Origin of the sequence: Mycobacterium sp. E2497, from assembly GCF_001668695.1 — a bacterium.
Classification (GTDB): domain Bacteria; phylum Actinomycetota; class Actinomycetes; order Mycobacteriales; family Mycobacteriaceae; genus Mycobacterium.
In genome coordinates this window covers 40,740-51,656 of record NZ_LZKD01000107.1, presented here as the reverse complement: position 1 = coordinate 51,656, position 10,917 = coordinate 40,740, and the positions used below count along the sequence as shown (strand labels likewise).

At 67.7% G+C, this 10,917-nt stretch carries 11 protein-coding genes; 4 read left to right on the top strand and 7 right to left on the bottom strand.

Annotation, left to right across the window (positions count from 1 at the left end; translation table 11 throughout):
* On the top strand, positions 1-262 hold a 262-nt coding region (locus tag A5713_RS08395), incomplete at its 5' end, for an aldo/keto reductase (protein WP_197509241.1).
* A gap of 80 nt (positions 263-342) precedes the next feature.
* Here the strand turns inward: A5713_RS08395 and A5713_RS08390 are convergent.
* The 3 genes from A5713_RS08390 to A5713_RS08380 all read right to left on the bottom strand — a co-directional run bounded on the left by A5713_RS08390 (position 343) and on the right by A5713_RS08380 (position 3,858).
* The gene (locus tag A5713_RS08390) at positions 343-1,548 is read right to left on the bottom strand and encodes an acyl-CoA dehydrogenase family protein (RefSeq protein WP_067923985.1); all 1,206 of its coding nucleotides are present in this window, start codon (positions 1,546-1,548) and stop codon (positions 343-345) included.
* A gap of 36 nt (positions 1,549-1,584) precedes the next feature.
* Complete coding sequence (locus A5713_RS08385) at positions 1,585-2,991, bottom strand: acyl-CoA dehydrogenase family protein (RefSeq protein ID WP_068094533.1); 1,407 nt, start codon at positions 2,989-2,991, stop codon at positions 1,585-1,587.
* 78 nt (positions 2,992-3,069) lie between these two features.
* The gene (locus tag A5713_RS08380; RefSeq protein ID WP_068094528.1) at positions 3,070-3,858 is read right to left on the bottom strand and encodes an inositol monophosphatase family protein; all 789 of its coding nucleotides are present in this window, start codon (positions 3,856-3,858) and stop codon (positions 3,070-3,072) included.
* A gap of 33 nt (positions 3,859-3,891) precedes the next feature.
* Here A5713_RS08380 and A5713_RS08375 point away from each other — a divergent pair, with 33 nt between their 5' ends.
* On the top strand, positions 3,892-4,221 hold the full coding sequence (locus A5713_RS08375; protein ID WP_068094524.1) for a hypothetical protein: 330 nt from the start codon (positions 3,892-3,894) through the stop codon (positions 4,219-4,221).
* Positions 4,222-4,240: 19 nt separating this feature from the next.
* Here the strand turns inward: A5713_RS08375 and A5713_RS08370 are convergent, their stop codons facing one another.
* From A5713_RS08370 to A5713_RS08360, 3 genes are read right to left on the bottom strand one after another with little or no spacing between them, the layout of a single operon-like run.
* On the bottom strand, positions 4,241-5,038 hold the full coding sequence (locus tag A5713_RS08370; protein WP_068094521.1) for a slipin family protein: 798 nt from the start codon (positions 5,036-5,038) through the stop codon (positions 4,241-4,243).
* Positions 5,035-5,661, bottom strand: coding sequence for a hypothetical protein (locus tag A5713_RS08365; RefSeq protein WP_067916786.1), 627 nt, complete (start codon positions 5,659-5,661; stop codon positions 5,035-5,037). Before A5713_RS08365 ends, A5713_RS08370 begins: the two co-directional genes overlap by 4 nt.
* A 3-nt stretch (positions 5,662-5,664) precedes the next feature.
* Positions 5,665-7,989, bottom strand: a complete 2,325-nt coding sequence (locus tag A5713_RS08360; protein ID WP_068094518.1) for a nitric-oxide reductase large subunit — start codon at positions 7,987-7,989, stop codon at positions 5,665-5,667.
* A gap of 237 nt (positions 7,990-8,226) precedes the next feature.
* Here A5713_RS08360 and A5713_RS08355 point away from each other — a divergent pair, with 237 nt between their 5' ends.
* Together A5713_RS08355 and A5713_RS08350 are read left to right on the top strand one after the other, a co-directional pair.
* Positions 8,227-9,024 carry a universal stress protein gene (locus A5713_RS08355; RefSeq protein ID WP_068094516.1) on the top strand — a complete coding sequence of 266 codons (798 nt, stop codon included), beginning with the start codon at positions 8,227-8,229 and terminating at the stop codon, positions 9,022-9,024.
* Positions 9,025-9,032: 8 nt separating this feature from the next.
* On the top strand, positions 9,033-9,449 hold the full coding sequence (locus A5713_RS08350; RefSeq protein ID WP_067916792.1) for a group III truncated hemoglobin: 417 nt from the start codon (positions 9,033-9,035) through the stop codon (positions 9,447-9,449).
* On the opposite strand, the gene A5713_RS08345 is transcribed toward A5713_RS08350, so the two are convergent.
* Positions 9,450-10,817: an FAD-dependent oxidoreductase gene (locus A5713_RS08345; protein ID WP_068094514.1), complete on the bottom strand. Its 1,368-nt coding sequence runs from the start codon at positions 10,815-10,817 to the stop codon at positions 9,450-9,452.
* Positions 10,818-10,917 lie beyond the last annotated feature (100 nt).

The following is a 10,917-nucleotide window of genomic DNA, read 5'->3' as shown; positions in this document are numbered from 1 at the left end:
CGCGTTCGTTCCGTTCTTCCCGCTGGGGGCCGCCTTCGTGCGGCCCAACCCCGTGCTCACCCACGAACTAGTGGTCGACGTCGCCGAGCGGCTCGGGCGGACGCCGGCGCAGGTCGCGTTGGCGTGGACGCTGGGCGTGGCACCCAACGTGCTGCTGATCCCGGGCACCTCGTCGGTGCGCCACCTGGAGGAGAACCTCGACGTCGCGTCCATCGAACTCGACGCGGACACCCGCGAGCGGCTGGACGCGCTCGGCGGATAGTTACGCCGAACGTGCACTCAGGGCGATGAAATCGCCGATTTTCCGCCGTGGTTACACGTTCGGCGCGGCGCGGACCGGGGCTACTTGAGTTCGGCGGACGACAGGCCCAGCAGGCGGCGGGCGACCACCAGCTGCTGGATCTGCTGGGTGCCCTCGAAGATGTCGAGGATCTTGGAGTCCCGCGCCCACTTCTCCAGCATCGATTGCTCGGAATAGCCGGTCGTGCCTGCCAATTCGACGCTCTTGAGGGTGACGTCGCTGGCCATGCGGCCGGCCTTGGCCTTGCTCATCGAGGCCTCTTTGGAGTTGGGGATCTTGTTGTCGGCCTGCCACGCCGCGCGCAGCGCCAGCAGGTAGGCGGCCTCCCAGTCGGCCTCCATCCGCAGGAACTCGGCCGCCGGGGCGCTCTGGGCGTGCGACGGTTTGTCGTAGGAGATCTCCACCCCGGCCTCGGTGAGGATCTTGCGGATCTCCTCCAGGGCGGCGCGGCCCACCCCGATGGCCATGGCGGCCACGATGGGCCGGGTGTTGTCGAAGGTCTCCATCACCCCCGAAAAGCCCTTGCCCACCTCGATTTCCGGGTTGCCCAGCAGGTTCTCCCTGGGAATGCGGACGTTGTCGAACCGGATCGCCGCGGTGTCGGAGCCCTTGATGCCGAGCTTGTGCTCGAGCCGTTCGACGGTGACGCCGGGGTGCTCCCGCGGCACGATGAACGACTTGATCGCGGCCCGCCCCGCCGCCTTGTCCAGCGTGGCCCACACCACGATGTGGGTGGCGCGCGAGCCGGCGGTGACGAAGATCTTCTCGCCGTTGATCACGTATTCGTCGCCGTCCAGCTTGGCGGTGGTCGACACCGCCGCCGAGTCGGAGCCGAAGCCCGGCTCCGTGATGGCCATCGCCGCCCACACCTTGCCCAGGCGCTCGAGCTGCTCCGGGGTGGCGACGGCGGAGATGGCCGCGTTGCCCAAACCCTGATAGGGGACCGAGAGCATCATCGCGACGTCGCCCCAGCAGGCCTCCAAGGTTTGCAGCAGCGCCGCCATGTTGGCGCCGTTGTGGTTTTGGTCCCTGTCCTGGTTTTCGTCGCCCAGGTTGTCGGCCCCGGCGAATTCGATCGACTCCGAGGCGCCCGCGAACAGGTTGTACAGGGTGTCGAGTTCGACGGGGTAGGCGTGTTCCTTCAGGTCGTACTTGCGGGCGATCGGCCGCATCAGCTCCGCGGCACCCTGATGGGTCTTGACGACGACCGCTTGCAGCTTGCGGGGCAGTTCCAGATTGATTGCCATGATTGGTCTTTCGGTAGTCCGGATCGGGGGAGGCGCCTAGATGACTACGACGCCCTCGGCCACGCCGATGGCGCGCAGATCGCGATACCAGCGCTCGACGGGGTGTTCCTTGGTGAAGCCGTGGCCGCCGAGCAGCTGCACGCCGTCCAGGCCGATCTGCATGCCCTTGTCGGTGCCGAGTCGCTTGGCCAGCGCCGCCTCGCGGACGAAGGGCAGGCCCTGCTCGGCGCGGGCCGCGCCGCGCCAGGTGATCAGCCGCAGCCCGTCGAGCTCGATGGCGATGTTGGCGCACATGAACGCGACGGCCTGACGGTGCGCGATCGGCTCGCCGAAGGCCTCGCGCTCCTTGACATAGGGGATGACGTAGTCGAGCACCGCGTGCGAGGTGCCCACCGCCAGCGCGGCCCAGCCCAGCCGGGCCAGCGCGATCGCCTCCGAGTAGTCGTCATCGGTTGCCTCGTCCTCACCGAGCCGCGCGCTCAACGGCACCGACACCCCGGAGAGCTCGACGTGGCCCAGGGCCGCCGCGCGGATGCCCATGCTCGGATCCGCCCTGACGGTAAGGCCTTTCGTCGACGACTCGACGATGAACAGGGCCGGCTTGCCGTCGAGTTGTGCCCCGACGATGAACAGCTCCGCGTCGGCCGCCGCCGGGACCAACGACTTCACGCCGTCGAGGCGGTAGCCGCTCGGGGTGCGCACCGCGGTGGTCGTCAGGCGGGTGGGGTCGAACAGCGGCTGCGGCTCGGCGATCGCGACGCAGGCCTGCGGCACGTTCTCGCCGGCGAACTCGTGCAAGTAGGTGGCCTGCTGGTCCGCGCTGCCCCAATGGGTCAGCGCGGCGGCCACTCCGCCGGGCGCCAGGATCGGCAGCGCGAGACCCATGTCGCCGTACGCCAGCGCCTCGGCCACCAGCACGTTGGTGACGCTGGAGCGGTGCGCAGCGATGCCGTCGAAGTCCTCGGGGATGTTGATCGCGGTGATGCCCAACTCGGCGGCCTTGGCGATCAGGTCGGGCGGGTAGGTCGCCGCCTCGTCGGCGTCGTGTGCCGCGGGGCGCAGCACCTCCTCGGCGAATTCGGTGAGCGTCTCGACGATCATCTTCTGGTCGTCGTCGGGCGTCAGGTCGAAGTAGTCCTTGCCGCTCGACTTGAGCCGGGTCGGCCCGCCGCGCAGATTCTGCAGCCGCGTGAACTGCCGGGACGCGGCGGCAGCCGTGGAGAAGATCGTCTTCGTCCCGTATTGCAGGCCGCGGTTGACCGGGTCGCGCAGCTGGTATTTGTCCAGGAACTCCTGCCCCATCAGCGGGGTGAGCAGCGCGATGGCGATGTCGACGCCCGTGCGCTTGTGCGGTTGCAGCCCGATCCCGCTCTGCCGGTCTTTGCGCTTGCGTGAGCGGGCGGATTTGGACGTTTGTGGTGAACCGGAACGAGTGTCGGTCATGTCGGCAGCCTCTGCTGTTGGGGCAATGCGGATAAGCTTATCTTACTCCGGAGTAAGATCACAGAGAACACTTGTTAACTAATTCACAGGGCCGCCGAGGCTGCCGAGGACGCGCGCGTGCAGCGGCCCGTTCGTCGCCAGTGCGCTGCCCCGGTGCGGTCCGGCGACGCCGTCAAGGCCGGTCAGGTTCCCGCCCGCCTCGCGCACCAGGATGTCGAGGGCGGCGAGATCCCACACCGACACCTCGGGTTCGGTGGCGATGTCGACGGCGCCTTCGGCCAGCAGGCAGTAGGACAGGAAGTCCCCGAAGGCGCGCACCCGCCACACCGCATCGGTCAGCGCGATGAAGCGCTCGCGCAGTCCGCGCTGAGCCCAGCCGGACAGGCTGGAGAACGAGAGACTCGCCGAATCCAGTTGGGCCACAGAGGAAACTGCCAGCCGGCGCGGCGGTGCGCCGTCCACCGAGACGAAGGCGCCCCGGCCGCGCGAAGCCCACCAGCGACGCTGCAGTGCGGGCGCGCTGACGACGCCGACGGTGGGCACACCGTCTTCGAGCAGCGCGATCAGGCTGGCCCACACCGGCACCCCCCGCACGAAGTTCTTGGTGCCGTCGATGGGGTCGATGATCCACTGCCGTCCGGTGAAGGTGGTGGTTCCGCCGAACTCCTCGCCGACGATGCTGTCGTGCGGGCGTTCGCGCCCCAGCGCCCCCCGCAGCTCCGTCTCGACCGCGCGGTCGGCGTCGGTGACCGGGGTCAGGTCGGGTTTGGTGTCGACGCGCAGGTCGAGCGCCCCGAAGCGGGCGGAGGTCAGCGCGTCCGCGCGGTCGGCCAGCGTCAGCGCCAACGTGAGATCGTCCCGGCTCATGACGCAGTCCTATCACGGCCTTACCATGGCGGCGTGTGGGAATTCGGTGTGCTGATCCTGCTGATGGCCGTTCTCGCGGTGGCACTCGCCCAGCGGTTCCTCCCGCGCGGGCCCAAGGGCGAACTGCTCAACGGCACGCTGCTGGTCACCGGGGTGAGCCCGCGGCCGGACGCCACCGGTGAACAGTTCGTCACCATCGCCGGAGTGATCAACGGGCCCACCGTCAGCGAGCACGCGGTGTATCAGCGCATGGCGATGGACGTCGACCACTGGCCCACCATGGGCCAGTTGTTCCCGGTGGTGTATTCGCCGAAGAATCCCGACAACTGGCGGCTGGCGCCCTCGGAGCCGCCCCCGGTGTAGCGAAAGGCCGCGACAGGACTCAGCGCCGATTGTTGAGGTTGTCGACGACGCCCCGCAGTACCTCGGGGTGGCGCAAGAACGGCGTGATGATGTCCACGGGCAGCGGGAAGACGACGGTCGAATTCTGGTCCGCCCCCAATTCCAGCAGCGTTTGCAGATACCGCAATTGCAGTGATGCGGGGCTCTTGGACAGGGTCTCCGCGGCTTCGCGCAGCTCTTCGGAGGCCTGCAACTCTCCGCGGGCGTTGATGACCTTCGCGCGGCGTTCACGTTCGGCTTCGGCCTCGCGGGCCATCGCCCGCTGCATCGACTCGGGAATCTCGACGTCTTTGATCTCCACGACGCGAACCTGCACACCCCAAGGTTCGGTCTGCTTTTCGATGATCGTGCGCAGGTCGCTGTTGAGGTCCTCCCGGTGCGCCAGCAGGGTGTCCAAGTCGGCCCGTCCCAGCAGCGAGCGCAGCGTCGTCTGGGCGATCTGCGAGGTGGCCACGGCGTAATTCTCCACCGCCAGAATCGCTTTCAGCGGCTCCATCACCTGGAACATGACGACGGCATTGACCCTGGCCGGGACGTTGTCGCGGGTGATCACCTCCTGCGGCGGAATGGTCAGCGTCACCAGCCGCTGATCCACGCGAATCATCTTGTCCAGGAAGGGGATCAGGAAGCGAAGGCCTGGACCGTACAGGGGGCGCACGTGACCCATCCGGAAGACGACTCCGCGTTCGTACTCGCGCAGCACGGCCAGCGACCACATCGCGAGGACGGCGAGCCCGACAAACCCGGCGATGACGACGACGATCACGACGGAAGTCATGTGGCGTTGCCCTCCTTGCTCTCCCAGCTGCCCCAGCGAGTCGAATACCTGTCGATCGCCGCGGCCGCCTGGTCCTCGAGCGCGGTGCGGTGCGGCAGGTGATCGGGCGCATTGGACGGGGTGTTCCACAGGTGGCGGACCAGCGGCAGGCCGAGCAGCGCGACGATCGAGATGGTGCCGGCCAAGACCAACACGTCAGCGCCCGAGTGGTTGGTGAACATCGTCGCCAGGGGCAGCACGATCCCGAATCCGGCTACGCAACAGGCGATCCCGCGGTGGAACCGTCCGGCGTCCGAATGCGGCCACGGGTCCACCTCGCGGCTGATCTCCCGGCCGTGATCGGACGTCGTGCAACCGGTCTTGACGGGACAGCTGTTGCACACCACCGGCTGGGCGCGATACCGCATGACCCGGTGGCGCGGGTCGAACGAAGTCGGCCATAGCCAGTGGTCCTGCGGGCACACCCAGGCGTCGTGATCCGGCCGGTAGGTGAATTGCCCTGTGCGCCAACGCGCCGCGCGGGCCGACGCACTCCTGGCCATCGAGTCGAAACTCCAGCCGATGGCCACCAGCGCGAGGGAATACCCGGCGATCAGCCATACCGAGGCGGCCGGTTGAGTCACCTGTCAGTCCTTCGCCGCCACCGGGGCACCGGTCTCCGGCTCGGTCGGGGCTTCGACGTAGAGCGGATGTTCGGGCAGCTCTTGAACCGTCGAACCCGTGCGGAAATGCCGCAACGCCGTCCAGGCGATCCAGACGAACGGCAGCACACCGCCGACGATCAGAATGAGGTCGCCCGGCATCCGCAGCCATTCGATCACCGCATTCCCGGGTCTGGTGATGTAGCCCAGCGAACGAGCCTCGAAATAGCCGTCGTTGACCGAGTGATACAGCTGCAGCACGCCCAGCGGCAACAGGGTGACGAACACCATCCACGCCAGGCCGATGTTCATGCACCAGAACGAGATTCGCGCCAGCTGCTCCGGCCACTTGTCGGCCGGGATCACGTAGCGGAACGTGAACATCGCCAGGCCGACGGCGAGCATGCCGTAGACGCCCATCATCGCGCCGTGTGCGTGGTTGGCGGTCAGCGCGGTCCCGATCTGGTAGTAGGACACGATCGGCAGGTTGATCAGGAACCCGAAGATGCCCGCGCCCAGGAAGTTCCAGAAGCCCACCGCGACCAGGAACATGACCGCCCACCGATGCGGGAAGGGGTTGGTGTCGCCGGACTGCTGGCGCGCCCCCAGTTGCAGGAACGCCCACGCCTCGACGGTGAGGAAGGTCAACGGAATCACTTCGGCCGCCGAGAAGAACGCGCCCAGCGCCATGTGCTCCACCGGGGTGCCCGAGAAGTACAGGTGGTGCATGGTGCCGATGACGCCGCCCGCGGAGTACAGGATGACGTCAAGGAAGATCACGCCCAGCGCGATCCGTTCGCGCACCACGCCCAGCAACACGAACATGTAGGCCACCATCACCGTGGTGAACAACTCGAGGAAGTCCTCGACCCACAGGTGGACCACCCAGAACCGCCAGAACTCGGCGACGGTGTAATGCGTGCCGCTGCCGGCCAACAGCCCGACGGTGTAGAACGCCGGGATCGCCAGCCCGGAGAAGAAGAACAACCATGGCATGTTCATCTTCGACTCGCCTTTGAGCCGGGCCCGCATGCCCCGGAAGATGATCGCAATCCACACGAACAACCCGACGATCAGCAGGATCTGAAACAGCCGCGGCAGGTCCAGATACTCCCACTGCTGGGACAGCAGCCCATGTGGGATCACTCCGTAGATTGAGAGCGCCTCGCAAATCAGCGAACCGAACACCACCACCGCGACCGCGCCGAGCAGGACGTACGCCAGCAACCCCTGACGGCGCGGCTCGCGGCGGGCGATGAACGGCACCAGGAAGATGCCGCCGGCTAGGAAGGCCGCCGCGGTCCAGAACAGCGCCAGCTGCACGTGCCACGTGCGCGCCAGGTTGTAGGGCAGCACCCGGGCCAGGTCCAGCCCGAAGAAGGTCGACAGGTCGGCCCGGTAGTGCTCGGCGGCCGCGCCCAGCAGCGTCTGCGCCAGGAACAGCACAGAGACGATCGCGAAGAACCACACGCACGCGCGCTGCGCCGGCGTCAGGCTCACCTCGCCCGGTTGGCGGAATGACAGCGTGGACGACTCTGCGCTGTGCCAGCCGACCTTCTGGCTCCATCGCCCGTAGACGGCGAACATCGCGCCGATGCCACCGAGCAGCGCGATCAGCGACAGCGCCGACCACACGATCACCGGCGCGGTCGGGCCGTTGTCGACCCGCGGCTCGGCCGGCCAGTTGTTGGTGTAGCTGTACTTGTGACCGGGGCGTTCGGCCGCGCCTGCCCAGGCCGTCCACGCGAAGAACGCCGTCAGGTCGTGGATCTGCGCCTTGTCGGTGATCATCCGGGGCAGCAACCCGTACTTGGTCGAGTTCTCGCCGAAGTAGGTGGCGTAGTGGTTTTGGATGTGGTCGAACGCCGCGGCCTGCCGGTCGGTGAACACCAGCGTCTTGGAGTTGGGGTTGTATCGGTTGGTACGGAACTCGGTGACCACTCGATCGCGCGGGTCGGTCACCCCCTGCGCCCGCAGCTGGTCGGCGACGTCCTGCGTCGCCATCCGCAGGTATTCGGCGGTGTAGTCGGGCCCCAGGTATGCGCCGTGCCCCAGCACCGAGCCGTATTCCATCAGGCCCCGAGTCTGGTAGAGCTCCTGCCCCCGAGTGATGTCGTCGCCGGTGAACAGCAGCTGGCCCGATTCGTTGACGACCCTGTCCGGCATCGGCATCGACGCCGAGTAGGTGCGGTAGGCCAGGATGCCCATGACCAGGAAGCCGAAGATCATGACCAGGGCGACGCCCTGAAGCCAGCCTTTGCCTACCAGGGGCTGTGAGGAAGTCGGTTGAGCGGTCTGTTGAGCGGCCATACGCGAGTCTCCCGTCTCCGATGATGGGTGGTGACGCCCCGCCGTCCATCTGCGCAAACAGCTTGTATTCGGTTGTCATCGCCGGGGGAACGCCAATTCTTCGCCGTCACACGTCGCCAAGGGCCTATGGCATCTGTTTCGGGACCAATGCCCCTGGGCGAGAGTGGCTTCCCCCCATAACGTCATGGCTGGGCGACGCGAAAGTTCCCCGCTTACACCTCAGCAGAGGAGACCGCGATGAGCAATAGCCTCCCGGCTCCGGCAGTCGTCGTAGGGGTGGACGGCTCGAGGGCGGCGCAGCAGGCCGCCCTGTGGGCGATCGACGAGGCCGTCAGCCGCGATATCCCGATGCGATTGGTCTATGTCGTCGACCCGCAGGACGCCACCACCGCGCAGGCCTGCGAGGCGCGCCTCGCAGGCGCGAGGACGGCGCTGGCCGACGCCCATCGGTCCGTGGGCGCCACCGGCGCTCCGGTCAAGATCGAAACCGACATCCTGTGCGGAAGGCCGCTCACCAAGCTGCTGGAGGAGTCGCGGTCGGCGGCCATGATCTGCGTCGGCTCGATCGGGCTCAACCACGCCCGCCATGGCGGAACCCCGGTCGCGACGGCGTTGGCCGGCTCGGCCCGGTGCCCGGTCGCGGTCATCCGGCAGCCGGCAAGACGGTCGGCGGCGCCGAAGGTGACGACGGTGCTGGCCGAGGCCGACAACGGCATGGTGCTGCGGCATGCGTTCGATGAGGCGAGGCTGCGCGAGGCGACGCTGCGCGCGCTCTGGGTGTATCGCGGTGAGGACTCCCAGGACGACGGTGACGGAACGCGTTCGGCGCAAGCGCAATTGACTCGACGGCTCGCGCGTTGGACGCGGCTGTACCCGGACGTGCGGGCGGAGCCCGCGATCGTGCGCGACAGTGTGGAGCAGTACCTGCGCGCCAACCCGGAAGCCGGGCAGCTGCTGGTCACCGAAGGTCATACCGCTGAGCGGGTTTGCAACGCGGGACATTCCGTGCTGGCGATACGGTGCGGCAACCTGTGACCGCGGGAATGGCGGAAGCGAACGCCGATCTGGTCGGCCGCGCCGACGTGGAGGCGCTCCTGCGCCGCTTCTACGGGCGGGCGCTGGCCGACGAGGTGCTGGCCGAGCCGTTCGCCGGCTTGCGCGCCGTCGGTTTGGACGCACACATTCCGAGGATGTGCGATTTCTGGGAGACGGTGCTCTTTCGCGCGGGAAGCTACCGCGGCAGCGCGTTGCAGGCGCACCGCGACATCCACCGGCGGACCCCGCTGTCCAACCGCCACTTCCTGCGCTGGCTCAGCATCTGGCACACCACCGTCGACGACATGTATCGCGGACCGGCGGCCGACCGGGCGAAGGTTCAGGGCGCCCGGATCGCCTGGGCCATGCACCGCCGGCTCACCGGACTCGACGCACCCGAACTGCTCGCCACCGCGGCTTCGTGATCAGCCGTGGCTGATGCGCAGCAGCTCCTCGAGGTTGGGCAGCTTGACGCGGGGACGCCCGTGCGGCTCACCGGCGGCGCGCTCGTGACGGTCGATGACCTCCCAGTGCGCTGAGGTGACCAGCTTCGGCTGGCGTGAGGCCAGCCACTCGGCCAGCTTGTCGGCGTGGTCCTCGGGGAAGTCCGCCAGGTCGCCGGCTTTCGCGCGACCCAGATCGGCCAGCAGGGTGTCGACCGTCTCCTGGGAGTCCTTCTTATTCGTGCCGATGACACCCGTCGGGCCGCGCTTGATCCATCCGGCGACGTATTCGTTGCGGCTTCCCTCCACCCGGCCGGCGGTATTGGGGATGGTCGCGGTCTTGTCGTCGAACGGCAGCCCCGGCGTGGGCATACCTCGGTAGCCGACCGACCGCACCACCAGCTGAACCGGCAGTTCCTCGCGCTCGCCGGTGTCCTTTGCGGACACCCGGCCGCTGTCGTCGGTGACCAGTTCGTTGCGGCCCAGCACGATGCTCTCCACTTTGCCGTCGCCCTTGATCTCGATCGGCGAAGTCATGAACCGGAACACGATTCGACGATGGCCGGGCCGTGGCGCGCGCCCGGCGTAATCGCGCAACACCTTGATGTTCAGCTTCGTCGTCTTGTCCGCGGCGGCCTCGTCGTCAGCTGTGATGCCCTCCAGCTGCGCTGGATCGACGATCACGTCGACGCCCTCCAGATCCGCCAGCTCGCGCAACTCCAGCGTGGTGAACGCGGTCTGCAGCGGCCCGCGTCGCCCGATCACCACCACTTCCTCCACACCACACGGCCGCAGCGAATCCAGGGCGTGGTCGGCGATGTCGGTGCGTGCGAGCACATCGGGATCGGTCACCAGGATGCGCGCGACGTCCAGGGCGACGTTGCCGTTGCCGACGACGACGGCCCGGGCGCCCGACAGGTCCGGGCCGGGTTCTTGGAAGTGTGGGTGCGCGTTGTACCAACCCACGAATTCGACGGCGGCCATGCTGCCGGGCAGGTCCTCGCCGGGAATCTTCAGCGACCGGTCGGACTGCGCCCCGACGGCGTAGACCACGGCGTCGTAGCGTTCGGTGAGCTCACCGGGCAGCACGTGCTCACCGACCACGACGTTGCCGAAGAATCGGAAGCGCGGATCCTCGGCGGTCTTTTCGAACTGCTTGCTGATCGACTTGATCTTCGGGTGGTCGGGCGCGACGCCGGAGCGCACCAGCCCCCACGGGGTGGGCAGCATTTCCAGCATGTCGACGGCCATATCGAGGTTCTCGGCCGCGTCGGCCGCCTTGAGCAGGGCTGACGCGGCGAAGAATCCCGACGGTCCCGAGCCGACGATTGCAACGTGGTATGGGCGCATACTCGACCTTCTATTCGTGCCCGGTGAGCGCGCGGGGGGCTGTCGGCGCGCAGTGCGGGGCGCACATGATCGTGATTCGATGCTAAACGCATGACCGCTG